Genomic DNA, 26388 nt, shown 5'->3' on the forward strand with positions numbered 1-26388 from the left:
TGCGAAAGCCCGGCCTGTCCGGGCTTTTCTTTTGCCGTTTTGCGGCCTACCTGTCTGACACATTTCTGAAGCCTGGGAGCCGCATCATGGCCGGTTACGACTACGATCTTTTCGTCATCGGCGGCGGCTCGGGCGGGGTGAGGGCGGCGCGCGTCGCCGCGGCTCTCGGCAAGCGTGTCGGCATCGCCGAGGAATACCGCTATGGCGGCACCTGCGTCATCCGCGGCTGCGTGCCGAAAAAGCTCTACGTCTATGCCTCGCAATTTCCCGAGCACTTCGCCGACGCCGCCGGCTATGGCTGGACGGTGCCGGAAGCCAGTTTCGACTGGCAGACGCTGGTCGCCAACAAGGATCGCGAGATCAGCCGGCTGGAGGCGATCTACGTCAGGAACGTCGAGGGCGCCGGCGGCGAGACCTTCCACTCGCGCGCCATGATCGTCGATCCGCATGTCGTGCATCTCCTGGGTGAGGATCGCACCGTCACAGCAGACCAGATCCTGATTGCCACCGGCGGCCGCCCGGCGGCGCATCCGGCGCTGCCCGGCCACGAACATTGCATCTTTTCCAACGAGGCTTTCGACCTCAAGGAATTGCCCAAGGCGATCATGATCGAGGGCGGCGGTTACATCGCCGTCGAGTTCGCCAACATTTTTCACGGTCTCGGCGTCGACACCACGCTGGTCTATCGCGGCAAGGAGATCCTCAGCCGGTTCGACATGGACCTGCGGCGCATGCTGCACGAAACGATGGAAAAGAAGGGGATAAGGATCCTTTGCCATTCCGTGTCCGAATGGATCCGCAAGCGGCCGGACGGCCGGCTCGACGCGCTGGTCAGCGGTGGCGAGGTGCTGACCGTCGACCAGGTGATGCTGGCCATCGGCCGCATTCCCAATACCGAGAATATGGGCCTGGAAGGCATCGGACTGGAGATGACCAAGACCGGCGCCATCGCCGTCGACCAATATTCCCGCACCAATGTCGACAACATCTGGGCAATCGGCGACGTCACCAACCGCGTGCAGCTGACGCCGGTGGCGATCCATGAGGCGATGTGCTTCATCGAAACCGCCTTCAAGGGAAATCCGACCGCTCCCGATCACGAGACGATCGCGACCGCCGTCTTTTCACAGCCCGAGATCGGCACTGTCGGCCTGTCGGAGGACGACGCCGTCAAGCGCTTCCCCGACATCGAGATCTACCGCGCCACATTCCGGCCGATGCGGCACACCCTGTCCGGGCGCGACGAGAAGATGCTGATAAAGCTGGTGGTCGATGGCGCGTCGAAGAAAGTGCTTGGCGCCCACATATTGGGGCCGGACGCCGGCGAGATGGCGCAGCTTCTCGGCATCCCGCTGAAGGCCGGCCTGACCAAGGACGATTTCGACCGTACGATGGCCGTGCATCCGACAGCGGCGGAAGAACTGGTCACCATGTACAAGCCGACCTATCGCGTGAAGGACGGCGAGCGGGTCGATTGACGGCAAAGCCGGGTTGAGGAACTCCGCCGCGGCAAGGACATGCCACGGCGGAGATGGTTGCTACAGCAGCGTGCCGCGCAGGATCACCAGCGCCACCGAGAAATAGATCACCAGCCCGGTGACATCGACCAGCGTGGCAACGAACGGCGCCGATGCGCTGGCCGGATCGAAGCCGATGCGCTTCAAGGCGAACGGCAGCATCGACCCCGACAGCGAACCGAAGGTGACGATGCCGACCAGTGCAGCACCCACCGTGGTGGCGATCAGCGGCCAGTGCGGGCCATAGTCGTAGAAGCCCATATACTGCCAGAGCGCGATGCGGCAGACGCCGACCACGCCGAGCATGGCGCCCAGCACCAGGCCGGTGGGCAGCTCGCGCAGCGCCACCCGCCACCAGTCGCCAAGACCGATCTCGCGCAACGCCAGCGCGCGGATGACCAGCGAGGTCGCCTGCGAGCCGGAATTGCCGCCGGAGCTCATGATCAGCGGGATGAACAGCGTCAGCACGATCGCCTTCTCCAACTCGCCCTCATAGCTCTGCATGGCGTTGGCCGTCAGCATCTCCGAGATGAACAGCGCGCACAGCCAGCCGCCGCGTTTCCTGATCATGGCGAGGAAGCTCATCTTCATGTACGGCTCGTCCAGCGCCTCCATGCCGCCGAAACGGTGCACGTCCTCGGTCGTCTCCGCGATCATCGTGTCGATGATGTCGTCGATGGTGACAATGCCGAGGATCTTGCCATGGTCGACGACCGGAACGGCGAGCAGATCGTATTTGGAGATCGTCTGCGCCAGCGTTTCGCGATCGGTCAGCGGGCCGACCGTCACCGGAAGATGATCCGGCGCCACCGTCATGATCGAATCGTCCGGCTCACCGGTGATCAGCCGGCGCAGGCCCGTCGAGCGCACAAGCAGGTGCGTTTGCGGATCGACGATATAGATCGCATAGACGGTCTCGCGCGTCCGCTCCACCTTGCGGATGTAGTCGAGCGTTTGCCCGACGCTCCAGTCCGAGGGCACGCTGACGAACTCCGTCGTCATGATCGATGCGGCACTGCCTTCGGGATAGCCGAGGATGGAGAGCAGCGTTGCGCGCAGCGGCGGCGCAAGTCCGCCGAGCAGCTCGGAACGCGCCGGCTCGTCGAGCTCGCGCAAAATGTCGGCGGCCCGGTCGACCGACATGGCGGTGAGCAGCTTGCCCGCCTTGGCGCGCGGCAGCGCCTCCATGCGTTCCGACGCGCCGTCGAGTTCCGGCTGATCGAAGATCTCGACCAGACGTTCGAACGTCACTTCACAGAGCAGTTCCGTCGCGGTCTCTCGAGGCTCCCTGTTCAGGGCCTCGACAATGTCGGCGACGTGATCGTTGGCTAGGATACGGGCAATCGCGACGGCCTCGTCGCTTGCCACCGTGGTAAATTCGTTCATGGCTCACTCCTTGCCGTCCGGCAGGACATGAACCATGTGAGGTCACGTCAGGGCGGACGGCTGTTGCGTTCGACTGTGACTGTCGCCAGGCATGGCGCGGTGACCTTTCCGCTTGCGGGTTCGCGTTTGATTGTCTGCAAGCGGGCGCAACATAGGAGCGCGCCTTGCCGTGTCAATCGCGGTGAGGAGGGAAAATGCCGACGAGCGGGCAAGATCGCGAGACTGTGATCACCGGCCGCCGTTCGACCAGGCAGACCAGGGTGGAATAGCCGTTATTTCTGCTTCAGCCGGCGCGAGAAGCGCAGCCACTTGTCCTCGACCGGCCTTGGGGCCGGCCTTGGCTGCACCAGAATGGTGGTGAGTTCGGCGGGCAGGGTCGGAACCAGCGGCTTCTTGGTGGCGACGCCGTCGGCGATCGCGACGATGCTGTGATAGAATTCGCTGCCGGTCATTGATCTCGGCGCCACCGCCTCGTGCATGACGGAGATCACCGTGACATCGGGGCAGTTGTCCTTGATGGCCTGGTGGAAGGCGACCTTGCCATCGGGGTCGAGCGCGCCGGTCGCCTCGTCGAGGAACAGCAATCCCGGCTGCTGCAGCACGATGCGGGCCACCACCAGCTTCTGTTTCTGGCCGCCCGACAGAACCTGGTCCCAGCTTTTGCCTTCGCGGCTTTCGCCGGCCATGTGCTCGATAAAGTCGCCGAGCCCCGCCTTGTGCAGCGCCGACGCCACCTGCGCATCGCCATGGTCGTGCTCGGAGCCGGGCAGGCAGACCAACTGTTTCAGCGACACAGGCTGCAGCTTGACCTCCTGGGCGGCATAGAAACTCTTGACGCCTTCGGGGAAGACGATGGTGCCGCGGCCATAGGGCCACAGGCCGTTGATCGCCTTGATCAGCGAGGTTTTGCCGCAACCGGACTCGCCTTTCAGGAAAGTCCATTCGCCGCGCCGGAAGCGCAGATTGGCGACGCTGAGAAAGGGCGTCGCGTCCTCGCCCTGATGCGCCAGTTCGAGCTTCTGGATGGTCAGGCCGAAAACCGGGTTCTGGCTGGCATAGTGGAAGTCGGAGCGGCCGGTCTGGCTGTAGAATTCCTGCGGATGCTGGACATTCTCGATCGCATTGGCCAGCTCGGTGACACGCTGGCTGTTGGCGCGCAACGTGGCGATGGCGGGCATGACGTGGATGAACCACGAACACTGGCCGATCAGCGAATTGACCAGTTCGGAGCCGGTTATGTAGCCCTTGAGGTCGAGACCGTTGTGGATGAACGGCACCAGGCCCGGTCCGTAGGCGACAATGCGGGCACCGATGAAATTGTAGATCAGCTCGAACGACATGTAGACGGTGTTAACGATGTTCAGCCGCGTCCAGGTGCCGTCGATGTCGACATAAAGCCGGCCATGCATGGTCCTTTGCACGCCTTCGCCCTGAGACGCCGCGACATGGAAGGAGCGGCGCAGGAATGTCGTCAGCTCGCCGCGATAGCTGCCCTCGGCCTGCTGCATCCTGACGTTGAGGCGCTCGAGCAGGCCGCCGAGCTTGACCGCGATCCAAGTGTTCAGCGGCACGTAGGTGGCGACGGCCAGGAAGGCGAGGATGGCGCTGCCATAGCTGCCGAGAAATTCCAGCCCCTTCACCTCGACGGAGTTTTCGAGCAGCTTCTGGCCGACGAAATAGAGCGATGTGGCAACGCCAAGCACGCCCATGGCGAGCCCGATGGCGCCACCGGTCATGTCCTTGATGGATTCCTGGACGCGCTGGTCGATGTTGTCGGGGGCCGGTGCGCCGCTGCCGGTCGACGCGTGCTGGGCATGGAAATGCGTATGATTGCCGTCCAGCAGCGCTTCATTGAAGCGGCTGTCCAGCCAACCGCGCCATTTGCGGTGCAACGTCGCCGAGACAAGGTTGCGGATGCCGGTGAAGCCAGCGTCCTTGAGTACGACCAGCAGCACGAGGACGCCGGCATTGACCAAAAGCGAGCGAAGCGGCGTGGTGTTGGCGGCGTCATGGAAGAAGGCGATGGAATTGACCAGTTCGCCCGAGGCTTCGGCGAACCAGACACCGGCCTTGCTGGACAACGCCGTGAGCAGCGCGATCACCAGCGTCAGCGTCCAGGCTTCCTTCCAGCGGTCGGAAACCCAGTAGGCCCGCATCAGGCCCCAGAAGCTGCGCATCGACGACACCGGCGTCAGAAGCGATCGCCCTGCGGCATCGCGAGGTGTTTTTTCCGGTACTGACTCTTGCGATGGTCTACCGACCCGAATCACTATCCCGCCCAAACCTTTTTTCTTTTGTTACGGATGGTAACACCAATTGATCATTTTCCATTAATTTAAAACCGGGCCGACCGGATTGCCCCGACAGCCGTTGCCGTGAGGCAACAGATTACATGCTGAAATATAGCGACAACGGTCGACAAAAATCCGGATATTGCTTTTAATTTCATGTGTTTGATCTATCGAGTCGTGACGCTGGTGCGGCTTCCCTTAGGGAAGGCTTTCACACGGTTTCGTGAACTCGAAATCGTGTCGAGCGATCGGTTTTCTCACTGCGGACGGCCCAGAGAGCTCGAAAATCTGCGGCTCGTGACTCGCCAGGATTGCCGTGGTCGTCCCTGCCGGGGGCAGGAATTGACGAGAGAATCGATCGAGCGGCGCGTTCCGTCTTGTCGGATCGGCTGAGGGACTGCGTTTGACAATTCATCCGCCTGGGATTGAACCTTGCCCGGCATCGTCGACACTCATGCATGTCCGGTTCTCCAATAAGGAAGCTCCCAATGCTTGCACGCGCGGCCGCAATCCTGTCCCTCTTTGCCTTTGTACCTTTGGCGCATGCCGGCGAGCAAAGCATTCCGGCCAGCGCCGAGGGCCAGATCGAGTTCGACACGCCGTCCGGCAACATCGGCTGCATCTACACGCCCAAAGGCGGCACCGGCACCTATGAGCCGAGGGATGGCGGCCCGGAGCTGAGCTGCTCGCGCGTCGAGCCAAACTACGTCACGATTATCCTGGGTCCGAAGGGGCCAGCAACGCTGATCAAGAACCCAGGCGAGCAGGGCTGTTGCAGCGATGTCGACAAGCTTGGCTACGGCAACAGCTGGAGCGCCGGGCCGTTCTCGTGCCAGTCGTCAACCAAGGGACTGACCTGCACGGCGACGAACGGCCATGGATTTTTCATCAGCAAGGCCAAAGCGACGGTGAAGTAACGTTTGCTGCCGTCGCGGTGAGGAGAGGGCGGTCGGCTCAGCCGGCCTTTTCCAGTTCGCCTCGCGCCTTGGCAGCCGCCACCTGGCGAATGGCATCGGCCAGCGTATCGGCATCCTGCGCGCCCATGACGGCGTATTTGTCCTCGAGCAGGAAGCACGGCACACCAGAAATGCCCATGCGCGACGCGGTGGCGATCTCGGTGCGCACCGCCTCGACATCGGCCTCGGTCGGCAAAAGCGAGGCGACCACGGACGCATCCATGCCGGCCTCGCGCGCCGCCTCGACCAGCACGGCATGATCGCCAATGTTGGCGCCTTCCTCGAAATTCAGCTGGAACAGCCGCCGTACAAGCCTGTTCTGAATGGCTTCGCCGGCGGCCCCTGCCCAGCGGATCAGCCGGTGCGCATCCAGCGTGTTCGGCGCCACCTTGATGGCGTCGAAGGCAAAGGAAATGTCTTCCGCTTCGCCCAGCGGCTCGATGCGGGCGTGAATTTCGCGGATGCGCTCGTCGCTGCCGAATTTTGCCAGCATGTATTCGCGCCGGTCCTTGCCTTCGGGCGGAATGGTCGGATCGAGCTGGAACGGCCGCCAGCGGACATGCACGTCGACATCGCTCACGGCCGCGATTGCCCTGTCGAGCCGCTTCTGGCCGATGAAGCACCAGGGGCAGACGACATCGGACACCACATCGACGGTGATGGCGTTCAATTCGCTCATCTCGATCTCCTGATCCCTCAGTTGGGTTTGCGCCACCATGTTGGCAGTTGATACCCGAATATGGGCGTCTTTTGCGGATGTTCCAGGTAGTTCCAGTAGGCGATCCATTGCTGCGTGTTGTACTGCATCGGCACCATGTAGTTGCCGGAGATCAGCAGCCGGTCGAGAACGCGAACGGCGGCAACATAATCCTCCTTGGAACGGGCGCGCAGCATCGCCTCGATTGCCGCGTCCACAGCCGGGTCGGCGACGCCGGCGAGATTGAACGAGCCTTCCGTCCGGGCGGCAGTCGAACTCCAGCGCCCGCTCTGCTCGATGCCGGGTGACAACGAATTGTTGAAGCCGCTCGATCCGACCAAGACCTCGAAATCGAAGCGCTGCTTGCGCGACTGTATCTGATCGCCGTCGAGGCTGCGAATGGTGAGATTGATGCCGATCTTCTCCAGCGTGCGCTGATAGATGCCGGCAAGGCGCTCCTCGTCCTGCGAAGCGGTCAGGATCTCAAAGCCGAAGGGTTTGCCTTCGGGATCAAGCATCGTTCCATTCTGCACGTGGTAGCCGACACTTTTCAAAAGATCGAAAGCTGCCTTCAAGACGCGCCGATCCTGGCCCGATCCGTCGGTCACCGGCGGCCGCCATGTGCCGTCCATGACATCGGCCGGCACGCGGCCGGGGTAGGGCGCCAGAAGCGCTTTCTCCCTGTCGTCGGCCGGATGGCCGAGCGCGGAAAGCTCGGAATTCTGCCAGTAACTCATCGTGCGCGTGTATTTGCCGCCGAACAGGTTCTTGTTGGCCCATTCGAAGTCGTAGAGCATGCCGAGCGCGCGCCGCACGACCGGGTTGGCGAATTTCGGCAACCGCGTGTTGAACAGGAAACCGGTCACCACCGGCGGAATGCCGGTGTCGAAGGTTTCGGCGATCACGTCGCCCTTGTGGAAGGCCGGAAAATCGAGATCGCGCTCGCGCTTCACCGGATCGCTGTCGTCATCGATGGCGCAGAGGCCTTTCTTGAACGCTTCGAGCTTGGCGTTGGCGTTGAGGAAATACTCGATGGTGATCTGGTCGTAATTGTCGAAACCGCGCTTGGCGGGGACATCCTTGCCCCAATAGTCCGGGTTGCGCTTGAAGACGATGCGCTGGCCTGGCTGCACCTGCGCGATCGTATACGGACCGCTGCCGATCACCGGCTTGAGCGTCGTCCTGTCGAAAGTCTCCTTGTCGAAGGCGTGCTTCGGGATGATCGGGGTCAGCGCGATGATCAGCGGGAATTCGCGATCGGCCTTGTCGTTGAAGGTGAAGCGCACGCTGTGGTCGCCGGTCTTTTCGAGCTTGGCGACCCTGGCCATGCGGTCGCTGTAAGGCGGGCGGCCTTTGTCGGTGTAGACATCATAGCTGAACAGCACGTCCTCCGGCGTCACCGGCTGACCGTCCGACCATTTGGCCCTCGGATTGAGATGGAACTCGATGCTCTTGCGCTCCGGATCCATGTCGGCGCTGTCGGCCAACAAACCGTAGAGCGTGAAAGCCTCGTCGGCATTGCGCTGCATCAACGGCTCGAAGACCAGATTGCCGAAGATCGTATCCATCATGCCGCGCGCCGTGGTGCGCAGGCTCTTGAGGATGAAAGGGTTGAGATTGTCGAAGCTGCCGACGACGCAATAGGTGATCGAGCCACCCTTCGGCGCGTCGGGATTGACGTAGTTGAAATGCGTATAGTCGGGCGGCAGCGCCGGCTCGCCCTGCATGGCGATGGCGTGCTTCGGCTCCGATGCGGCCGGCTGATGCGAAAGGGCGAGAAACGATATCGCGGTGATCAGCCAAACAAGAACGCGGCCCATGACCGTCTCCTTACTGGGCGGCTTGATGATTCGGACTGCACCCTAGCATGGCGCCACCGCGCTCCGGCCAGATACATCAGCCCAAATCGCACGGCCCAAATCGCACGGCCAAGAATCGCAGGCGCCGGGCTGGATTCGGCCTCGCTTGCAGTGTAACACGCCCTCCGAAGTCATTCTGTTGCCTCATTTCGGCAACAGGTAGCTGGACCACACGGCACGAAGAAGCCGGTCCCGGGATCATTTGAGAGGAAGTGCACGACATGACGAGCCTGAACAGCAACGCGTACCGCCTGTCGGTCATGGCCGCTGGCGTGGTCGGCTTTCTCGGCGCAGGACTTCCCGCCGCTTCCGCACAGCAGCAGCAGCAGATTCCGCAAGGCTGGTTCAAGGCCTGCACCAAGCAGGAAGACGTCGACATCTGCAACGTCCAGAACATCACCACTGCCGGCAATGGCCAGCTGGTCACCGGCGTCAGCCTGATCGAGCTCAAGGGCAAGGTGAACCGCAAGGTGTTCCAGGTGACGGTTCCGACCGGCCGTCTGGTGCCTCCCGGCATCGGCCTGCAGATCGACACCGGCAAGGCGCAGAAGCTCGACTATGTGATTTGCTTCCCGGATCGTTGCGTGGCCGAAGTGCCGCTGACCGATCAGCTCGTCGCGGCATTCAAGAAAGGCCAGGCGATCACGCTGACTTCGGTCAATTTCCAGAACCAGCCCAATCCGATCAAGATCGCCCTGCAGGGCTTCAGCGGCGCCTATGACGGCCCGGCGCTGCAGCAGTCGGACATCGAGGACAGGCAGAAGAAGCTTCAGGACTTCGTCGCCAAGAACAACCAGGATTTCGCCAAGAAGCTCAAGGAAGAGCAGGACAAGGCGAAGACCGCCAACTGATCGGCCGATATCGCCGAGCCAACAAAAAAGCGGGGTTCATGCCCCGCTTTTTTTGTGATTGTCTTCCAGTAGGCTAATGCGTGGACTGCCGTTTCGGCTGGTAGCCGCCGTCCGGCCTCTTGTCGAACATCTCTTTGATCTGCGGATGCCGGACCGGCTCACCCGACTGATCCTCAAGCAGATTCTGCTCGGAGACGTAGGCGATGTATTCGGTCTCCGAATTCTCGGCGAGCAGATGATAGAAAGGCTGATCCTTGCGCGGCCGCACGTCGGCGGGGATGGCTTCGTACCATTCGTCGGTGTTGGCGAATTGCGGATCGACATCGAAAATGATGCCCCTGAATGGAAACAGCCGGTGGCGAACCACCTGTCCGATTGCGAATTTGGCTGTTTTCATCGTACTCACCACTGAATTCCTTGAGCTTATTTGGCGCAGACCGCGCATCAATTCAATCCCGAGGCGCTTGACGCCCTATTAAGCAACGGGCTAGCCCGGCGCCAGGGTTTCGGACCAGCATAAAAATGTCTGACGTCGTCGGTCTTGTTCTTCCATTCTTCGGCTTGATTTTTGTCGGGTTTCTGGTGGCGCGCATCACCAGGCAGCCGCTGGACGCGCTCGGCTGGATGAACACGTTCATCGTCTATGTCGCGCTGCCGGCACTTTTCTTCCAGCTGCTTGCCAAGACGCCGTTTGAAGACCTGACGGAATGGCGCTTCATCTTCGGTTCGGTCGTCTCGACCTTCATGATATTTTCCTTGATGTTCATGGGATCGGTCCTGACGTCGCGCGGCGAGATAGCGCAATCGACCATCAAGGCGCTCGCGGCCGCCTATGGCAATATCGGCTATATGGGGCCGGGGCTGGCGCTGCTGGCCTTCGGCGAGGAGGCGGCTGTGCCGGTCGCCTTGATCTTCTGTTTCGAGAACATCATGCATTTCGCCATCGCGCCCATGATGATGGCGCTGTCTGGCGACGAGAAGACCACTCCTCTCCGGCTTGCCCTGGGCGTCCTGCGCAAGATCGTGCTGCATCCGTTCATCATCGCAACCGCCCTGGGTGTCGGCGCCGCCTATATCGGCTTTCGACCGCCCGTGCCGGTGGAGCGATTTCTAGAATATCTTTCCCATGCGGCCGCACCTTGCGCGCTGTTTGCCATGGGCGTCACGCTGGCGCTCAGGCCGCTCAATCGCGTCCCGCATGAGATGGTTCCGATCGCGGCGCTGAAGCTGATCCTGCACCCGTTGCTCTGTTATGTCGTGCTGAGCTGGATCGGCAATTTCTCTGAGACATGGGTCTTCTCGGCGGTGCTTCTGGCCGCATTGCCGACCGCCACGAACGTCTTCGTCATCGCCCAGCAGTATGGCGTCTGGGTACAGCGAGCGTCGGCCAGTGTGCTGATCACAACCTGCCTGTCGGTCGTGACCGTTACCGGGCTGCTCTACCTGATCCGGCACAATATCCTAGCGCCGGACCTGTTTCCCTAATCCGCCGGCAAGCGCGGCAAAACCACTGCCGGGACGAAGCCCCTCGCGCATGAAAAAAGCCCGAAGCGGCGCGAAGCCTCCGAGCACGCCGAGCCCGGCAACGCGGGCCATCTGCGCCGGCAGCATGTCGGAAAGCAGCGACATGTTGAGCAGGTTGACCGCGCTGCTGCGCGCCAGAATGTCGGGGCGGCGCTTGAAATCGTAGGCTGCAAGCGCCTTGGCTGCGCCCGGATCGGATCGATTTTCACATGCGATTCCAATTAGATCGTCGACGTCTCTGATGCCGAGGTTGAGGCCTTGCGCACCGATCGGCGGAAACACATGGGCGGCTTCGCCGACCAGCGCCACCCGATCCCTTGCGAAACGCAGCGGCGTCACCGCCGATAGCGGGTAGATCTGCCGGCCCGGCTCGACAGCCACCCGGCCCAGCATCGACTGCATCTGCTGTTCGACCCGCTGAGAAAGTGTCGCATCGTCCAGCGCGGCGAGCTCGGTCGCGGTCTCGGGCTTGACCACCCAGACCAGGCTGGAGCGATTGCCGGGCAGCGGGACCTGCGTGAACGGACCGGTCTCGGTGTGGAATTCGGTCGAGGTGAAGGCGTGGTCGCCGCTATGGCCGAAATTGAGGACGAGAGCTGCCTGCGGATAGGAGCGGGCCGAAGTCGAGATGCCGGCTGCCTGGCGCGCCGGTGACAACCGCCCATCGGCGGCGACCGCCAGCGCTGCGTCGACCGTGCTGCCGTCGGTCAGGACGGCACGGACGTGCTCGGCATCGAGATGCCAGTTCGCCACCATCGACCTCAGCCAGTCGATGCCGGCATGCGCGGCAACGGCGCCGGCGAGTGCCGGGGTGAGGACGCTGTTGGGAAGGTTCAGCCCGAATTCATCCTCGTCGATCTCGCTGGCACGGAAGGTGACGACCGGGCTGCGGATCAGCCGGCTGGTGGCGTCGACGATGCGCATCACTTTCAGAGGCGCCGCCTTGGATATGACGGCTTCGAGCACGCCGAGCCGGTCGAGCACTTTCAAGGCAGGGTTCATCAGGGCCGTCGTGCGACCATCGGGGGCGGTAACCTCCGGCCCGACCAGTGTCACCGGGAAACCTTCGGCGGCAAAACCCAGTGCCGCGATCAGCCCTGCCGGCCCCGTGCCGGCAACCAGTATCCGCGCAGTTTGCTGATGCTCCAAGATCGGCTTCCGGCTTGCAATGCGAGGCGGTCCACCCGACCTGCCGTTCGATCAGCATATAGGTCAGATCATGCCGCTTGATCAACGCGGCGATTCGGCCCATTCGGATGTCATGACCGGTCAGCAGGACGACTTCAGCCATCTCGACCGCGTCGGCCGCGCCGTGGCCGGCATCGCGCGCAATCCCCGGGTGACGGTAAACGTCGTTGTCGGCGCTTGCATCCTGCTTGCATGGCTGTCTCTTGCGGCGATGGCAATCCGCGGGGCTGAGACAGGGATTGCGGGCGTCGGCGCCCCTGGCGACACGATCCTTCGCAGCCTGCCGCAACTGCCGCTGCCCTATTTCCTGGAACGGTTCTTTGTGCTGTGCCTCTCACCGGTCCCTTTGGACGCAGGTCTCGGCTTGCGGGCCGGCGCGCTCGTTTCGATGTGGTTCCTGATGGCGATCGCGACGATGCTGCCTTCGGCGGCGCCGATGATACGCACCTATTGCGAGATCGCTGACACGGCACGCATCAAGGGCGAACCGGTCGTTCACCCGCTGCTGCTGGTCGCCGGCTATCTCAGCGTCTGGCTCGCCGCTTCAATTGCGTTCGCGGCGCTGACCTTGGCCGTCCATGCATTCGCTTCGTCAGCCGGGATTCTCGATCCGGTCGTCGGCATTGCCGGTGCGCTCGCTCTGCTGATTGCCGGCCTCTACCAGTTCAGCGGCCTGAAGGAAGCTTGCCTGAAGAAATGCAAGAACCCGTTCTCGATCCTTTTCGCGAGCTGGAGCGCAAGGCCCCTTAACATCTTTCGGCTCGGTGTCGCGCAAGGTCTGTGGTGTCTGGGCTGCTGCTGGGCCTTGATGCTGGTGATGTTCGCCGTTGGCATCATGAACGTTTTCTGGATGGCGTTGATCGGCCTGTTCACCCTGATCGAAAAACAAACGGCCAGCAGGGTTCCAACCCGGCTGGCCGGTGCGATACTGCTTGTCTGGGCAGCCGCGCTGCTAGTAGTCTCGCTGTGAGTGGGGGAAAATCGATGGCAGACCAGAGCTGGGCGATGAAGGGAGAGCTCGTACTCTCCTGCAATTGCACGGTTTTTTGCCCTTGCGTGCTCTCGCTTGGCAATCATCCGCCGACCGAAGGCTATTGCCAGACATGGGCCGGGTTTCGCATCGATGCCGGCCATTTCGGTGAGGTCGATCTGTCCGGGCTCAATCTTGGGCTGATCATGGAAATCCCAGGCTATATGAGCCGCGGCAACTGGACCGCGGGCCTGTTCATCGACAGCCGCGCCTCTGTCTATGCGGTCAAGGCGCTGACAAAGATCTTCACGGGCAAGGCAGGTGGAACCACATCGCTGCTCTCAATCCTCGTCGGCAAATTCCTCGGTGTCGAGCAGGTGCCGATCACCTATGAGACGCGTGACAAAACGCGTATCTTCCAGATACCCAGGATTATCGACGGAGCGGTCACACCCATCCAAGGCAAGGACCGTGACAAGGATACGGTGATCAGCAATTCGGAATACTGGATCGCGCCCGAGATCATCGTGGCCAGGTCCGACAAGAGCAAGATGCGGGCTTTTGGCCGCAACTGGAATTTCGCCGGCCGTTCGGCCGAAATCTGCAAGCTGGATTGGCGGGGCCCGTGAGCAAGAACACAACGGCCAGGAATTTGGCAGCACGAAAAGCCGCCAAAAAGATCACGGACCGGATTCCGCGCCCGAAGAAGAAGGTCACCTGGCCGCAGGCGAGGGCGTTCTCCGTCCACCTTTTGACCGCCTCGGGGTCATTCCTGGCCTTCCTGTCGCTCGTGGCGGCAAGTGAAGAGCGCTGGACCGCAATGTTCTGGTGGCTCGGGCTGGCCCTGTTCGTCGACGGCATCGATGGGCCGATCGCCAGAAAACTCGAGGTCAAGGAGATCCTGCCGACATGGTCGGGCGAACTGCTCGACAACATCATCGACTACGTGACCTACGTGCTGATCCCGGCCTTCGCGCTCTATCAGCGCGGCTTCATGGGCGAGGGCCTGTCATTCCTGTCGGCGGCGATCATCGTCGTTTCCAGCGCCATCTACTATGCCGACACCGGCATGAAGACGAAGGAGAATTTCTTCAAGGGATTCCCGGTGGTCTGGAACATGGTGGTGTTCACCCTGTTCGTCATCGAGCCCGGACAATGGGTTTCGTTCGCGGTGGTGGTGGTGGCCGGCGTCCTGACTTTCGTGCCGATCAACTTCATCCACCCGGTGCGGGTGGTGCGGCTGCGGCGCATCAACCTTGGGATGACCCTGTTGTGGTGCGCTTTCGGCGCGCTTGCCCTGGCCCAAGCGGCACTCGCCGCCTTCTACGATCAGATCGGCGTGCTGGGCGAGCAGGTCAGCACCTTCACCAAGATCGGCATCACTATCACCGGGCTTTATCTTGCCTGCATCGGTGGCATCATGCAGTTCTTTCCCAATCTCGGTGCCAAAAAGGCCTGATCGGCCACTCCCACAGGGAGCCTGGCCCCACAAGCCTAGCCCACAGGAAGCCTAGCAATGTCCAAAGCGATCCGCATTCATGCCAATGGCGGCCCGGAAGTTCTGACCTATGAGGACGCTGATCCCGGCCAGCCTGGATCCGGGCAGATCCTGGTCCGGCACACCGCGATCGGCCTTAATTTCATCGATGTCTACCATCGCTCCGGTCTCTATCCGCCACCCGGCGGCTTCCCGCTCGTGCCAGGCAGCGAAGCCGCCGGCGTGGTGCTGGAGGTCGGCCATGGCGTCGACTGGCTGAATCCGGGCGATCGCATCGCCTATGCCGTGACGACGGGGGCTTACGCGCAAGAACGCGTCATCGATGCCAGCCGCGTGGTCAAGGTTCCGGATGGCATCAGCGACGAACAGGCCGCAGCGATGATGCTGAAGGGCATGACCGCGGAATATCTGCTGCGGCGGACGTTCAAGGTGAAGGCCGGCGACACGATCCTGTTCCATGCCGCTGCAGGCGGCGTCGGCCTGATCCTCGGCCAATGGGCAAAACATCTCGGCGCCACCGTCATCGGCACCGCCAGCTCGTCCGACAAGATCGAGCTCGCCAGGGCGCATGGTTTCGATCACGTCATCAACTACAAGGAACAGGATTTCGTCGCCGGCGTCGCCGCCATCACCGGCGGCAAAAAATGCGATGTCGTCTACGATTCGGTCGGCAACGACACGTTTCCGGCTTCGCTCGACTGCCTGCGGCCGCTCGGCATGTTCGTCAGCTTTGGCCAGTCCTCGGGACCTATACCGCCGTTCAGCATGTCGTTGCTGGCACAGAAGGGCTCGTTGTTCGCAACAAGGCCGACACTGTTCGTCTACAACGCAAAACGCGAGGACCTCGACGCTTCTGCTGCCGCCCTGTTCGAGGTCGTGCTCAGCGGCGCGGTCGAGATCCAGATCAACCAGCGCTACGCGCTGAAGGACGCCGGCAAGGCGCATTCCGACCTCGAGGGCCGCAGGACCACAGGGACGACCATTCTCATCCCTTAGTTCGTTCTGCCTTGCTATCCCTTGAATTTCCGCTGAAATTCTTGAAGCTCTTTCAAGACGTGTGCCGCTTTCCGATGAGAGCCGGCCGCGCCTACCATGCCTGCGGGAACACAGAACATGTCTGGCTAACCAGATGGGAGGCACTGTGAGTGCAAATCAGGACGGCACGAACCTGCTTGAGGTGCGTGGCCTCACCAAGATATTCGGCACGCTGACGGCGTGCGATCATATCGATCTCGACATCGCCAGGGGTGAGATCCACGCCTTGCTCGGCGAAAACGGCGCCGGCAAGTCGACGCTGGTCAAGATGCTGTTCGGCTCGCTGGAGCCCAATGCCGGCGAGATCTTCTGGAACGGTCAGGCCGTCAGGATTTCCAGCCCGGGCGTCGCGAAAAAGCTCGGCATCGGCATGGTGTTCCAGCATTTTTCGCTGTTCGAGGCGCTGACCGCGGCCGAAAACATCGCGCTGTCGCTGGACGACGGCTCGCCGATCAGCAGCATCGCTGCGAAGGCGAGGGCGCTTTCCTTCAGCTATGGCCTGCCGCTCGATCCTGAATCGCTGGTCGGCGACCTGTCGGTGGGCGAGCGCCAGCGCATCGAAATCATCCGCTGCCTGCTGCAGACGCCGCAGCTCATCATCCTGGACGAACCGACCTCGGTGTTGACGCCGCAGGAAGCCGACAAGCTGTTCGAGACGCTGGAGCGCCTGCGCTCGGAAGGCAAATCCATCCTCTACATCTCGCACCGGCTCGAAGAGGTCAAACGCATCTGCGACCGCGCCACCGTGCTGCGCCACGGCAAGGTGGTCGGCCATTGCAATCCGCGTGAGGAAACAGCCTCTTCGCTGGCTCGCATGATGGTCGGCAACGAGGTGCAGGCCGTGGTGCGCGCGCCGGTCGAGGGCATCGACAAGGCGCAGCCGCTGCTCGAAATCCGCAATCTCAGCCGCAAACCGGCAACGCCGTTCTCGATCCCGCTCAAGGGCATCAACCTGAACGTCCGCGCCGGGGAGGTGATCGGCATCGCCGGCGTCGCCGGCAATGGTCAGGGCGAGTTCTTCGAATCCGTTTCGGGCGAAGTGCTGCAGCAGGATGCCGCCTCGGTGCGCATTCGCGGCAAGGATTCGGGAAGCCTCACCATCACCGGACGGCGCCTGCTGGGCGCTGCCTTCGTGCCGGAGGAACGCCTCGGCCACGGTGCCGCACCGCGCATGAAGCTTTCCGAAAACCTGCTGCTGTCGCGCCATGCCACCGACGGCAACGCGTTCGTCGGTTCCGGCGGAATGGTCAAGAGCGCCGCCATCCAGGCCGCGTCCCAACGCATCATCGAGGCGATGGATGTGCGCAAGAGTGCGCCGGATCCGGAGGCCGCGGCTCTTTCGGGCGGCAATCTGCAGAAATTCATCGTCGGCCGCGAACTCGACCGCCGGCCAAGCGTCATGGTGGTGAACCAGCCGACCTGGGGCGTCGATGCGGGCGCTGCCGCCCACATCCGCCAGGCCTTGATCGAGTTGTCGCGCAGCGGATCGGCAGTGCTGGTGATCAGCCAGGATCTCGACGAGCTGTTCGAGATCTCGGATGCGATCGCCGTCATGCACAATGGCGAGTTGTCAAAGCCGATGCCGATCGCCGAAGCGACCTTCGAGAAGGTCGGCTTGCTGATGGGTGGCGCCGAACCCGGTCACGCCGAACACACGTTGGAGACGGCATGATGCGCCTCGAACTCGTCAAACGTCCGCAGCGTTCCATGCTGTTTTCGGCCCTGTCGCCGTTCATCGCCTTCGCGCTGACCATCATTGCCGGGGCCGTCATGTTCGCGCTGCTCGGCGTCAATCCGCTGACTGCGTTCAACATCTATTTCATCGAGCCGATCAGCCAAGTCTGGCAGTTGCATGAGCTGGCGATCAAGGCCGCGCCGCTCATCCTGATCGCCGTCGGCCTGTCGGTTTGCTACAAGGCCAACATCTGGAACATCGGCGCCGAAGGCCAGTTCATCCTCGGCGGCATCGTTGGCTCGATGCTTCCAGTACTGTTTCCGCAGTTCGAAGGCCCGCTGGTGCTGCCGTTGATGCTGTTGCTCGGCATGGTCGGAGGTGCGGCCTATGCGGCGATCCCGGCTCTGCTCAAGACGCGCTTCGGCACCAACGAGATCCTGACCAGCCTGATGCTGGTCTATGTCGCGCAACTTTTCCTTGACTGGCTGGTGCGCGGCCCCTGGCGCGATCCGCAGGGCCATGGCTTCCCGCAGACCATCCAGTTCAACGATTCGGCCGTGTTGCCGGAACTGATGCCGGATGCCGGACGGGCAAACTGGGGTTTTGTCTTCGCGCTGGTCGCCGCGGTGCTGGTCTGGATCCTGATGAGCCGCATGCTGAAAGGTTTCGAGGTGCGCGTGCTGGGCTCGAGCCCGCGGGCAGGACGCTTCGCCGGCTTCGGCCTCAACCGGATGGTGTTCTTTGCCTTCCTGCTGTCGGGCGCGCTGGCGGGACTTGCCGGCATCTCGGAGGTCTCGGGCGCCATCGGCCAGCTGCAGCCCGTCATTTCGCCCGGCTACGGCTTCACCGCCATCATCGTGGCGTTCCTCGGCCGTCTCAACCCGCTTGGCATCGTTGCCGCCGGACTGGTGCTGGCACTGACCTATCTCGGCGGAGAAGCAGTGCAGAGCGCGCTCGGCATCTCCGACAAGGTGGCGCGGGTGTTCCAGGGCATGCTTTTGTTCTTCGTACTCGGCTGCGACACGCTCATCCACTACCGCATACGCCTGGTCGGCCTGGCGCTGACCAAACCGGAAGGCGTGGCCAAACTCGAAGCCGCACCGAAGCTGAAGGAAGCCCGTTGATGGACATCACCGTAAACATCCTTCTGACCATCGCCACCGCGGCAACGCCGCTGCTGATCGCGGCAATCGGTGAGCTGGTGGTCGAGCGCTCCGGCGTACTCAATCTCGGCGTCGAAGGCATGATGATCATGGGCGCCGTCGGCGGCTTCGGCGCAACCTATCTCACCGGATCGCCCTGGATCGGCCTTTTGGCGGCCATTGCCATGGGCGCGGTGTTCTCGCTGCTGTTTGCCGTCATGACGCTGTCGCTGGCCACCAATCAGGTGGCGACCGGCCTGTCGCTGACGCTGCTCGGCCTTGGCCTGTCCGGCATGATGGGCACCAGCTTCGTCGGCCAGCCCGGCGAAAGGCTGCCCAACCTCGACATTCGCGGCTTGACGGAAATCCCTGTGGTCGGCAGGCTGCTGTTTGGCCAGGATCCGATCTTCTACATTTCGATCGCGCTGACCGCCGCCGTCATGTGGTTCCTGTTCAAGACCCGCACCGGGCTGACGCTGCGTTCGATCGGCGACAGCCACACCTCGGCGCATGCGCTTGGCATCAAGGTCATCCGCTACCGATACCTCGCGGTCATCTTCGGCGGCGCCTGTGCCGGTCTCGCCGGCGGCCATCTCTCGCTGGTCTACACGCCGCAATGGGTGGAGAACATGAGCGCCGGCCGCGGCTGGATCGCGCTGGCGCTGGTGGTGTTCGCCTCCTGGCGGCCATGGCGGGTGCTGGCCGGCGCCTACATCTTCGGCGCGGTGTGGATCGGCCAGCTTCATGCACAGGCTTTTGGCATTCCAGTGCCCTCACAGTTCCTTTCTTCGCTGCCCTATCTGGCAACCGTCGTGGTTCTCGTTCTAATCTCGCGCAACAAGCGTCTGACGATGATGAACACGCCGGCTTCCTTGGGGCAGCCATTCGTTCCGGATCGTTGACAACAAAAACAAACGGGAAGCTCCAAGGCTAACTCAGAGAGGTAACACGATGAAAAAACTGCTTATTGCCCTGATGACCACGACCGCCGCCATGTCGCTGGCAGCGACGGCCGAGGCCGCGGACAAGCTGAAGGCCTGCTGGGTCTACACCGGCCCGATCGGCGATTTCGGCTATTCCTACCAGCACGACCAGGGCCGTCTCGAAGTGGAGAAGGCGCTCGGCGACAAGGTCGAAACCGCCTATCTTGAAAACGTCTCGGAAGGCCCCGACGCCGACCGCGCTTTCGAGCGCCTGGCACGCGAAGGCTGCAAGATCATTTTCGGCACCTCCTTCGGCTTCATGGACCCGGAAGTGAAGGTCGCCAAGAAATTCCCGAAGGTGATGTTCGAGCACGCCACCGGCTATAAGACATCTGACAATCTCGGCATCTACAATGCGCGTTTCTATGAAGGCCGTTATGTGCTCGGCCAGATCGCCGCCAAGGAATCGAAGGCAGGCGTTGCCGGCTACATCGTTTCCTTCCCGATCCCGGAAGTGGTGATGGGCATCAACTCCTTCATGCTCGGCGCGCAGTCGATCAACCCGAACTTCAAGGCCAAGATCGTCTGGGTGAATTCCTGGTTCGATCCGGGCAAGGAAGCCGACGCCGCCAAGGCGCTGTTCGACCAGGGTGCCGACATTATCGTCCAGCACACCGATTCGACCGCTGCCCTGCAGGTGGCCGAGGAGCGCAAGCTGCACGGCTTCGGCCAGTCCTCCGACATGATCAAGTTCGCGCCGAACGCGCAGCTGACCTCGCTCACCGACGAATGGGGTCCCTATTACATCAGCCGGGTCCAGGCAGCCCTCGACGGCACCTGGAAGCCGGACAATGTCTGGCTTGGCATCAAGGACGGCGCGGTCAAGCTCGCCCCCTACACCAACATGCCCGACGACGTGAAGGCGATGGCGGAGGCCACCGAGAAGAAGATCGCCGGCGGCTGGAACCCCTTCACCGGGCCGATCGCCAAGCAGGACGGCACGCCGTGGCTGAAGGATGGCGAAGTCGCCGATGACGGCACGCTGCTCGGCATGAATTTTTATGTGAAGGGTGTCGACGACAAGCTGCCGCAGTAAGCAGCGCAAGAGATCGAAATGAGGAGGGCGCCGCGAGGCGCCCTTTTTCATTCGGCGGGCTGCGCTCCGGCTGAGACGCGACGAAATCGCGCCAGGCCAGCATCGACCGCGCGGCCGAGCCAAATCCTCAGCAACCGCTGTGCGGGTCGTTCGCAGGCGCGCCAGATTGCCCACGAAACGAAAAGCATAAGTGCGCCGCAGCCAAAGGCGGCAAACCATTTGCCGATAAGGGGCGTTGCCGCATTGATGACGAGATAGCCGATGTCCTGGTGCAGCAAATAGAGCGGATAGGTCAGCCCGCCCAGCGCCAGAGTGAGCCCCGATGCCCTGATACGGCCGCGCAGCAGCACCGCACCGATCAAGGCCGCGTGCATGACGACGTTGGCGATGACGAGATTGGCCGACGAAACGGCGATGCCGTAGTGGCCAAGCATCCAGTGCTGCGTCACCGACAGCGTGCCGCAGGAGATCAGGAAGGCGGCGGCAAGCAGCAGCATTGCAGGCAGTGAACGGCCATGCGCATGCAGGTGGTGGACCAGCACGCCGGCGGCGAAGAACGGTCCAAACTCGGTGATGAACAGCAGCCTGGCGGCGCCGCTGCCGATGAAGAACTCGTTCAAGGCCGAGATCGCCAGCCAGATCAAGATCAGCTCCAGCTTGCGTCTCTGAAACAGCCCGGTGAGCAGCGCCAGCGTCACCCAGCCGTAGAACACCAGCTCAAGAACGATCGACCAGTAGACGCCGTCCATGAAGGGCTGGCCGAACGCCGGCGCCAACATCGACAGATTGGCGGCATACTGAACGAAAGAGGCCGAAAGCAGCGGCGACCCGGCAAGGAAGACAATCGCGAAGGTGATCGTCATGCAGAGCAGGAAGCCCGGATAGAGGCGAACGAACCGCGCGACCGCAAACTGGTCCCAACTGCGGTTTTCCGCCGACCAGGCAATGACGAAACCGCTGATCAGGAAGAACAGATTGACGCCGAGATAGCCGTAGAGGGCGAACGGTGCCGCAAGCGGATAACCCTCAGCCAGAATGCCCTCGGCAGCCGCGCCGCGAAAGAAATAATGGAAGAACACGACAGCCATCGCCGCGACCAGCCTGAGCAGGTCCAGCGTCGCAATGTAATTTTGTTCCGCAGGTCTGGTGTTCATCCGCATTTCCCGCATCTACGGTCAGCAAACCATAGAGCGGATCGCGGCTGAGCGGGTTAAGAGGCCTAGATTATCGCCAGATGTAGTAAATTTACGGCGGAACGAGGCGTCAGACCGCCGAACCATAGAGGTCATAGGCGTCGGCACGGTCGATCTTGACGGTGACGATATCGCCTTGGCGCAGCGGACGACGCGACTGGATGTGCACCGAGCCATCGATCTCGGGCGCGTCGTATTTGGTGCGGCCCTTTGCCGATGTGCCATGCGCCTCGTCGATCAGCACCGGGAGGCGCTTGCCGACTTTTCTGGCCAGCTGTGTCGCCGAAATCTTCTGCTGGCGCTGCATGAAGCGGTGCCAGCGCGCCTCCTTGATTTCCTGCGGGACCTGTTCGAGACCGAGATCGTTGGAGCGGGCGCCGCGGACCGGCTCGTATTTGAAGCAGCCGGCGCGGTCGATCTTGGCTTCATCGAGCCAGTCGAGCAGCATCTCGAAATCGTCATCCGTCTCGCCGGGGAAGCCGACGATGAAGGTCGAGCGGATGGCCAGATCCGGACAGACCTCGCGCCAGCCGCGAATGCGCTCGAGCGTCTTTTCGCCATGCGCGGGCCGTCGCATGTTTTTCAGCACCTGCGGCGAGGCATGCTGGAACGGGATATCCAGGTAAGGGAGGATCTTGCCCTCCGCCATCAGCGGGATGACGTCGGCGACATGCGGGTAGGGGTAGACGTAGTGCATGCGCACCCAGATGCCGAGCTTGCCCAGTTCCTCCGAAAGATCGAGGAATTTTGCGCGCACTTCACGGTCGCCGAACATCGACGTCTGGTACTTGATGTCGATGCCGTAGGCGCTGGTGTCCTGCGAGATGACCAGAAGTTCCTTGACGCCAGCCTTGGCCAGTTTCTCAGCCTCACGCAGCACATCTGCCGCCGGCCGCGAGACGAGGTCACCACGCAGTGCGGGAATGATGCAGAAGGTGCAGCGGTTGTTGCAGCCTTCGGAAATCTTGAGATAGGCGTAGTGGCGCGGCGTCAGCTTGACACCCTGCGGCGGCAGGAGATCGATATAGGGATCGTGCGAAGGCGGTGCGGCCTCATGCACCGCGGCCATCACGCTCTCATAGGCCTGCGGCCCGGTGATCGCCAGCACATTCGGGTGCTTTTCGCGAATGACGTCCGGCTCGGCGCCCAGGCAACCGGTGACGATCACTCGGCCGTTTTCCGAAAGCGCGGAGCCGATGGCGTTGAGCGACTCGTCGCGGGCGGAATCGAGAAAACCGCAGGTGTTGACGACGACGAGGTCGGCGCCGTCATGCTTGCGTGCGATTTCGTAACCTTCGGCGCGCAGGCGCGTGATGATGCGCTCCGAATCCACGAGGGCCTTCGGGCATCCAAGACTGACAAAACTCACGCGGGGAGCGGACATAGAGGGTTTCCGGGCTTTTCAGGATTGCCGGCGCAGTACCACACTTATTGCGGCATTGGTATGGGCAGGCCCGCGATGCGGCAAAACGCACGGCGGTCTTGCTTCGACGGAGTGAAGATGCGGATGTCCGCCAGCTTCAGCCGACCACGTTGTTCACATGTGGCCAGACCTCCACCGCGCCACGATAGACCATGTCCAGCGCGACATAGAGTATGATCAGCAGGCCGACATAGGCGATCCAGCGGTGGCGATGCAGCAGCTTGGCAATGAAGGTCGCAGCCAGCCCCATGAGCGCGATCGACAGCACAAGGCCGATGACCAGCACCGGAAAATGATCACGCGCCGCTCCAGCCACCGCCAGCACGTTGTCGAGCGACATCGACACATCGGCGACGACAATCTGCAAGGCAGCCTGGCCAAGGGTCTTGCGCTTCGACTTGCCGGCGACTGCTTGGTCACTGTTGAGGTCCGAATTCGACAGCGCCTCGGTCGCTTCCAGCTCATCGGCATGTGACGTGCGCAGCTCGCGGTACATTTTCCAGCAGACCCACAGCAGCAGGATGCCGCCGGCCAGCAGCAGGCCGACGATCGCCAGCAGCTTGACGGTAATTGCGGCAAAACCGATGCGCAGCACCGTTGCCGCAATCACGCCGATGAGGATCGCCTTCTTGCGTTGGTCAGCCGGCAGGCCGGCAGCGGCAAGGCCGATGACGATCGCATTGTCGCCGGCCAGCACGAGGTCGATGGCGATGACCTGGAGCAGGGCGGTCAGGCTGGCAGCGCTGAAAAAAATGTCCATCGACCGGAAGCCCTTGCTGATTTTGCCGAGTGTTCGTCGATTACCCAGAGGCCCTAACTTGGTGGTCCCTTGGCGTCAAGGGATCACGCGTGGCGCCATCACCGAAGCATCGTTACGTCAAGCCAGATCCAATGCTCGCGGCACTCGCCGACAGCCAGGCAAAACCATGGCCGATCGCCAATCAATCGTAGAGATTATACTTTGCCCAGTCGGCTTCCGGAATCTCGTCGCCGATCCGGTAGCGGAGTTGCAAGACTTCCATATGGTCCGGCCCGGTCTGGCACTTGAATTTCAGCCTATACCACTGCCCCTTGCTGCGAAACGCAGCACCCGGGCTCTTGATTGCATCGGCGCCCATCTCGGGCGTGGCAAAGGCGTAGGCGACGACGCGATCGGCTTTGAACTTGCGATCGTCATGGGTGATGCGGTCGAGCACTTCGGCGTCGCAACGCTGTTCAAGGCGAGTTTGGGGATCGAGTTTCATCAGTCCGGCGCGCAATGCATTGTCCATTGCGCTGGCTGGAAAACTCAGTGTCACTGACGCCAAGGCGGTCATGCAGAGCTTCTTCATGGGCGGGACAAGCAACATATTTTGTCGGAGAAATCAACCGAGCGGACCGCCTCGGACGCTGCGGGAATCTTCAATCATATGGCTGCTGCGTTCAAAATTGCGTGTCGGGATTCGTCGTGCGATGCCTGCGGCCAACGGACCAAAGAGGCACGGCCGGCATCGGTAAGATCGTACAGGCCGCGGTCGACGCGCGCGAACCAGCCATAGACATTGTGCTGCAGGATCTTGGGCGCGATCGGCGTCACCGCCTTCAGATCTCGCGGCCGCCTGGGGCCATCCACCATGGCGGCAGCGCAGGCGAGGGCGCTTTGGCGATAGGCGGTCATGATCGGATTGCGCGATCCTCCTCCGGCAACGGGATCGCCGCGACGGCGCTGGTGCTCGTCGACCAGGCGGGAGCGCCGGCGGGCATTTTTGCGCGGCGCCAGCGCGATCGGGCTGAGAAGCACCTCGACCCGGTCCGTCGCGGTCACGCCAAGCAAGCCGAAGCCAAGCCGGCGGCAGAGATTGCGGAACCTGGCATCGCTTTCGCGTCCCTTGCCGCGAGCCGACATGCGCGCGGCCAGCCACACCTCGTCGCAGGCCGCCGCACGATCGACACCTTGCAGCACCAGTTCGAGATTGAACTGCAGCTTCAACTCGCAGATGACGACAACCGGCGGCTCCCCCTCGCGCAACGCAACAACATCGCAGCCGTCGATCTCGCCTTTGACGACAAAGTCGAGGCTTTCGAGGAACCGCTTCACCGGCGCATAGAGTGAGGTCTCGTTCATGGCGCAAGGTTTAGCCGATTCGAGACGAAAAGCCTTCCGGTGGTTCGGCGTTCTGCGGCTCGAAAGGGGACCGGTGTGGATACCGCAACGCCGGGCCAGCCGTCAGGCTTCGGCGTTCGGCACCGCCCGGTTCGGCAGCTTCCTGCGGCGCAGGAGCGGATAGCCGATCTGGCCGAAATAGGTGGAAGGGATCGGATCGTCGACGCCGTACTTGTCCGGCACCTTGTCACCGGTGGGATTGTAGGTGCCGAACAGCACGTCGAGGAAAGGCAACTGCCCGGCGAAGTTCTTGTCATAGGCTTCGCGCTGGTTGGCATGGTGCCAGCGATGGAACTGCGGGCTGGCGATCAGCCACCTCAAGGGGCCGAACGGAATCCGCACGTTTGAATGCACAAGCAGCGTATGTCCAAGGTAGAGAGTCGAAAAGACGGCGATCGACGCTTCCGAGAAGCCGAGGAAAAAGATCGGCGTCAGCGATATTGCCTTTGTGACGATGGCGTCGACGGGATGATTGTGGAAGGCCCCGAGCCAGTCGAGTTCCTCAATGCCGTGGTGAACGGCATGGAACTTCCAAAGCGCCGGGATTTTGTGAAAGGCCCGATGTGTCCAGTAGACGCCGACATCGGTGATCACGATGATTTCGGCAACCTGCAGCCAGACGGGCTGGCCGCTGACGGCATGCGTTATCGCTTGCGGGACCAGGAGTGCAGCGGCACCGAGCGCGCCTGCCGCCATCATGACGATGGCCAGCTTTATGATGAAGCCGTTGAACAGCAGATAAATCAGATCGACAGCGAAGCCCTTGCGAAAGATCTTCTGCGGCCGCTCGGCAAACAGATGTTCGAACGGAATGAAGATCAGGGCGCAGATCAGAAGTGCCTTGATGCCAAAGATATCCATCGATTCGCCTCAGCGCGCAGTCCGCGCCTCTGAGAGGAACCACATCTCCCTTTCCAAAGGCTAAAGGCTCTGCCTTTTGCGCAAGTGGCGGCGGCAAACGCGGATTGTGAATGGAACGCGGGCGGACGAGGAGACGCGAATGCGGGCTCGTCCTGCGGCG

At 62.1% G+C, this 26388-nt stretch carries 24 protein-coding genes; 12 read left to right on the plus strand and 12 right to left on the minus strand.

What is annotated here, in order from left to right; all coding sequences use genetic code 11:
• Positions 1-86: 86 nt before the first annotated feature.
• Positions 87-1478 carry a glutathione-disulfide reductase gene (gene gor, locus A4R29_RS13935; RefSeq protein WP_063172142.1) on the plus strand — a complete coding sequence of 464 codons (1392 nt, stop codon included), beginning with the start codon at positions 87-89 and terminating at the stop codon, positions 1476-1478.
• Between the two features lie 60 nt (positions 1479-1538).
• Here the strand turns inward: gor and mgtE are convergent, their stop codons facing one another.
• On the minus strand, positions 1539-2903 hold the full coding sequence (mgtE, locus tag A4R29_RS13940) for a magnesium transporter (RefSeq protein WP_063172143.1): 1365 nt from the start codon (positions 2901-2903) through the stop codon (positions 1539-1541).
• A 272-nt stretch (positions 2904-3175) separates the two neighbouring features.
• Positions 3176-5080 carry an ABC transporter ATP-binding protein/permease gene (locus A4R29_RS13945; RefSeq protein WP_063172144.1) on the minus strand — a complete coding sequence of 635 codons (1905 nt, stop codon included), beginning with the start codon at positions 5078-5080 and terminating at the stop codon, positions 3176-3178.
• A 602-nt stretch (positions 5081-5682) separates the two neighbouring features.
• On the opposite strand from A4R29_RS13945, the gene A4R29_RS13950 reads away from it, so the two are divergent.
• Positions 5683-6111: a hypothetical protein gene (locus tag A4R29_RS13950; protein WP_063172145.1), complete on the plus strand. Its 429-nt coding sequence runs from the start codon at positions 5683-5685 to the stop codon at positions 6109-6111.
• 37 nt (positions 6112-6148) lie between these two features.
• On the opposite strand, the gene A4R29_RS13955 is transcribed toward A4R29_RS13950, so the two are convergent.
• Positions 6149-6829, minus strand: coding sequence for a DsbA family oxidoreductase (locus tag A4R29_RS13955; protein WP_063173679.1), 681 nt, complete (start codon positions 6827-6829; stop codon positions 6149-6151).
• A gap of 17 nt (positions 6830-6846) precedes the next feature.
• Positions 6847-8667 carry an extracellular solute-binding protein gene (locus A4R29_RS13960; RefSeq protein ID WP_063172146.1) on the minus strand — a complete coding sequence of 607 codons (1821 nt, stop codon included), beginning with the start codon at positions 8665-8667 and terminating at the stop codon, positions 6847-6849.
• Between the two features lie 260 nt (positions 8668-8927).
• Between A4R29_RS13960 and A4R29_RS13965 the strand changes: the two genes are divergently transcribed.
• Positions 8928-9557 (plus strand): invasion associated locus B family protein, encoded by a 630-nt coding sequence (locus tag A4R29_RS13965; RefSeq protein ID WP_013531658.1) that lies wholly within the window; start codon positions 8928-8930, stop codon positions 9555-9557.
• A gap of 73 nt (positions 9558-9630) precedes the next feature.
• Here the strand turns inward: A4R29_RS13965 and hspQ are convergent, their stop codons facing one another.
• Positions 9631-9954, minus strand: coding sequence for a heat shock protein HspQ (gene hspQ / locus A4R29_RS13970; RefSeq protein ID WP_027161605.1), 324 nt, complete (start codon positions 9952-9954; stop codon positions 9631-9633).
• A 125-nt stretch (positions 9955-10079) separates the two neighbouring features.
• Here hspQ and A4R29_RS13975 point away from each other — a divergent pair, with 125 nt between their 5' ends.
• On the plus strand, positions 10080-11042 hold the full coding sequence (locus tag A4R29_RS13975; RefSeq protein ID WP_063172147.1) for an AEC family transporter: 963 nt from the start codon (positions 10080-10082) through the stop codon (positions 11040-11042).
• Here the strand turns inward: A4R29_RS13975 and A4R29_RS13980 are convergent.
• Positions 11019-12230: a UbiH/UbiF family hydroxylase gene (locus A4R29_RS13980; protein WP_063172148.1), complete on the minus strand. Its 1212-nt coding sequence runs from the start codon at positions 12228-12230 to the stop codon at positions 11019-11021. The genes A4R29_RS13975 and A4R29_RS13980 overlap by 24 nt on opposite strands.
• Positions 12231-12300: 70 nt before the next feature.
• On the opposite strand from A4R29_RS13980, the gene A4R29_RS13985 reads away from it, so the two are divergent.
• The 8 genes from A4R29_RS13985 (at position 12301) to A4R29_RS14020 (ending at position 20608) form a co-directional block, all read left to right on the plus strand.
• Complete coding sequence (locus A4R29_RS13985; protein ID WP_082827564.1) at positions 12301-13239, plus strand: DUF2182 domain-containing protein; 939 nt, start codon at positions 12301-12303, stop codon at positions 13237-13239.
• A gap of 14 nt (positions 13240-13253) precedes the next feature.
• Positions 13254-13868 carry a DUF1326 domain-containing protein gene (locus A4R29_RS13990; RefSeq protein ID WP_013531653.1) on the plus strand — a complete coding sequence of 205 codons (615 nt, stop codon included), beginning with the start codon at positions 13254-13256 and terminating at the stop codon, positions 13866-13868.
• Positions 13869-13891: 23 nt separating this feature from the next.
• On the plus strand, positions 13892-14698 hold the full coding sequence (pcsA, locus tag A4R29_RS13995; RefSeq protein ID WP_024503276.1) for a phosphatidylcholine synthase: 807 nt from the start codon (positions 13892-13894) through the stop codon (positions 14696-14698).
• 57 nt (positions 14699-14755) lie between these two features.
• Positions 14756-15733, plus strand: a complete 978-nt coding sequence (locus A4R29_RS14000) for a quinone oxidoreductase family protein (RefSeq protein ID WP_013531651.1) — start codon at positions 14756-14758, stop codon at positions 15731-15733.
• A gap of 133 nt (positions 15734-15866) precedes the next feature.
• The gene (locus A4R29_RS14005; protein ID WP_063172149.1) at positions 15867-17444 is read left to right on the plus strand and encodes an ABC transporter ATP-binding protein; all 1578 of its coding nucleotides are present in this window, start codon (positions 15867-15869) and stop codon (positions 17442-17444) included.
• A complete protein-coding gene (locus A4R29_RS14010; protein WP_027161611.1) occupies positions 17441-18571 on the plus strand; it encodes an ABC transporter permease in 1131 nt (376 codons plus the stop codon). Before A4R29_RS14005 ends, A4R29_RS14010 begins: the two co-directional genes overlap by 4 nt.
• Complete coding sequence (locus A4R29_RS14015; protein WP_063172150.1) at positions 18571-19491, plus strand: ABC transporter permease; 921 nt, start codon at positions 18571-18573, stop codon at positions 19489-19491. The genes A4R29_RS14010 and A4R29_RS14015 overlap by 1 nt, the downstream gene beginning before the upstream one ends.
• Before the next feature lie 49 nt (positions 19492-19540).
• Positions 19541-20608, plus strand: a complete 1068-nt coding sequence (locus A4R29_RS14020) for a BMP family ABC transporter substrate-binding protein (RefSeq protein ID WP_013531647.1) — start codon at positions 19541-19543, stop codon at positions 20606-20608.
• 47 nt (positions 20609-20655) lie between these two features.
• Here A4R29_RS14020 and A4R29_RS14025 read toward each other — a convergent pair whose 3' ends face one another.
• The 6 genes from A4R29_RS14025 to A4R29_RS14050 form a co-directional block, all read right to left on the minus strand.
• Positions 20656-21762: an acyltransferase family protein gene (locus A4R29_RS14025; protein ID WP_063172151.1), complete on the minus strand. Its 1107-nt coding sequence runs from the start codon at positions 21760-21762 to the stop codon at positions 20656-20658.
• A gap of 109 nt (positions 21763-21871) precedes the next feature.
• A complete protein-coding gene (gene rimO, locus A4R29_RS14030; protein WP_013531645.1) occupies positions 21872-23185 on the minus strand; it encodes a 30S ribosomal protein S12 methylthiotransferase RimO in 1314 nt (437 codons plus the stop codon).
• A gap of 136 nt (positions 23186-23321) precedes the next feature.
• Complete coding sequence (locus tag A4R29_RS14035) at positions 23322-23984, minus strand: TerC family protein (RefSeq protein WP_013531644.1); 663 nt, start codon at positions 23982-23984, stop codon at positions 23322-23324.
• 181 nt (positions 23985-24165) lie between these two features.
• Positions 24166-24573: a DUF930 domain-containing protein gene (locus tag A4R29_RS14040; protein WP_032808257.1), complete on the minus strand. Its 408-nt coding sequence runs from the start codon at positions 24571-24573 to the stop codon at positions 24166-24168.
• A gap of 56 nt (positions 24574-24629) precedes the next feature.
• Positions 24630-25328 (minus strand): DUF2161 domain-containing phosphodiesterase, encoded by a 699-nt coding sequence (locus A4R29_RS14045; RefSeq protein WP_024503270.1) that lies wholly within the window; start codon positions 25326-25328, stop codon positions 24630-24632.
• 102 nt (positions 25329-25430) lie between these two features.
• Positions 25431-26228 carry a sterol desaturase family protein gene (locus tag A4R29_RS14050; RefSeq protein WP_063172152.1) on the minus strand — a complete coding sequence of 266 codons (798 nt, stop codon included), beginning with the start codon at positions 26226-26228 and terminating at the stop codon, positions 25431-25433.
• Positions 26229-26388 lie beyond the last annotated feature (160 nt).

The organism is Mesorhizobium ciceri biovar biserrulae (assembly GCF_001618845.1).
In the GTDB taxonomy this organism is placed as follows: Bacteria; Pseudomonadota; Alphaproteobacteria; order Rhizobiales; family Rhizobiaceae; genus Mesorhizobium; species Mesorhizobium ciceri.

Excerpts from the sequence above, each read along its gene's own strand:
- gor (WP_063172142.1), top strand. The coding sequence starts at position 87 with ATGGCCGGTTACGACTACGATCTTTTCGTCATCGGCGGCGGCTCGGGC.
- mgtE (WP_063172143.1), bottom strand. The coding sequence starts at position 2,903 with ATGAACGAATTTACCACGGTGGCAAGCGACGAGGCCGTCGCGATTGCC.
- A4R29_RS13945 (WP_063172144.1), bottom strand. The coding sequence starts at position 5,080 with ATGCGCAGCTTCTGGGGCCTGATGCGGGCCTACTGGGTTTCCGACCGC.
- A4R29_RS13950 (WP_063172145.1), top strand. The coding sequence starts at position 5,683 with ATGCTTGCACGCGCGGCCGCAATCCTGTCCCTCTTTGCCTTTGTACCT.
- A4R29_RS13955 (WP_063173679.1), bottom strand. The coding sequence starts at position 6,829 with ATGAGCGAATTGAACGCCATCACCGTCGATGTGGTGTCCGATGTCGTC.
- A4R29_RS13960 (WP_063172146.1), bottom strand. The coding sequence starts at position 8,667 with ATGGGCCGCGTTCTTGTTTGGCTGATCACCGCGATATCGTTTCTCGCC.
- A4R29_RS13965 (WP_013531658.1), top strand. The coding sequence starts at position 8,928 with ATGACGAGCCTGAACAGCAACGCGTACCGCCTGTCGGTCATGGCCGCT.
- hspQ (WP_027161605.1), bottom strand. The coding sequence starts at position 9,954 with ATGAAAACAGCCAAATTCGCAATCGGACAGGTGGTTCGCCACCGGCTG.
- A4R29_RS13975 (WP_063172147.1), top strand. The coding sequence starts at position 10,080 with ATGTCTGACGTCGTCGGTCTTGTTCTTCCATTCTTCGGCTTGATTTTT.
- A4R29_RS13985 (WP_082827564.1), top strand. The coding sequence starts at position 12,301 with ATGCCGCTTGATCAACGCGGCGATTCGGCCCATTCGGATGTCATGACC.
- A4R29_RS13990 (WP_013531653.1), top strand. The coding sequence starts at position 13,254 with ATGGCAGACCAGAGCTGGGCGATGAAGGGAGAGCTCGTACTCTCCTGC.
- A4R29_RS14000 (WP_013531651.1), top strand. The coding sequence starts at position 14,756 with ATGTCCAAAGCGATCCGCATTCATGCCAATGGCGGCCCGGAAGTTCTG.
- A4R29_RS14005 (WP_063172149.1), top strand. The coding sequence starts at position 15,867 with ATGGGAGGCACTGTGAGTGCAAATCAGGACGGCACGAACCTGCTTGAG.
- A4R29_RS14010 (WP_027161611.1), top strand. The coding sequence starts at position 17,441 with ATGATGCGCCTCGAACTCGTCAAACGTCCGCAGCGTTCCATGCTGTTT.
- A4R29_RS14015 (WP_063172150.1), top strand. The coding sequence starts at position 18,571 with ATGGACATCACCGTAAACATCCTTCTGACCATCGCCACCGCGGCAACG.
- A4R29_RS14020 (WP_013531647.1), top strand. The coding sequence starts at position 19,541 with ATGAAAAAACTGCTTATTGCCCTGATGACCACGACCGCCGCCATGTCG.
- A4R29_RS14025 (WP_063172151.1), bottom strand. The coding sequence starts at position 21,762 with ATGAACACCAGACCTGCGGAACAAAATTACATTGCGACGCTGGACCTG.
- rimO (WP_013531645.1), bottom strand. The coding sequence starts at position 23,185 with ATGTCCGCTCCCCGCGTGAGTTTTGTCAGTCTTGGATGCCCGAAGGCC.
- A4R29_RS14035 (WP_013531644.1), bottom strand. The coding sequence starts at position 23,984 with ATGGACATTTTTTTCAGCGCTGCCAGCCTGACCGCCCTGCTCCAGGTC.
- A4R29_RS14040 (WP_032808257.1), bottom strand. The coding sequence starts at position 24,573 with ATGTTGCTTGTCCCGCCCATGAAGAAGCTCTGCATGACCGCCTTGGCG.
- A4R29_RS14045 (WP_024503270.1), bottom strand. The coding sequence starts at position 25,328 with ATGAACGAGACCTCACTCTATGCGCCGGTGAAGCGGTTCCTCGAAAGC.
- A4R29_RS14050 (WP_063172152.1), bottom strand. The coding sequence starts at position 26,228 with ATGGATATCTTTGGCATCAAGGCACTTCTGATCTGCGCCCTGATCTTC.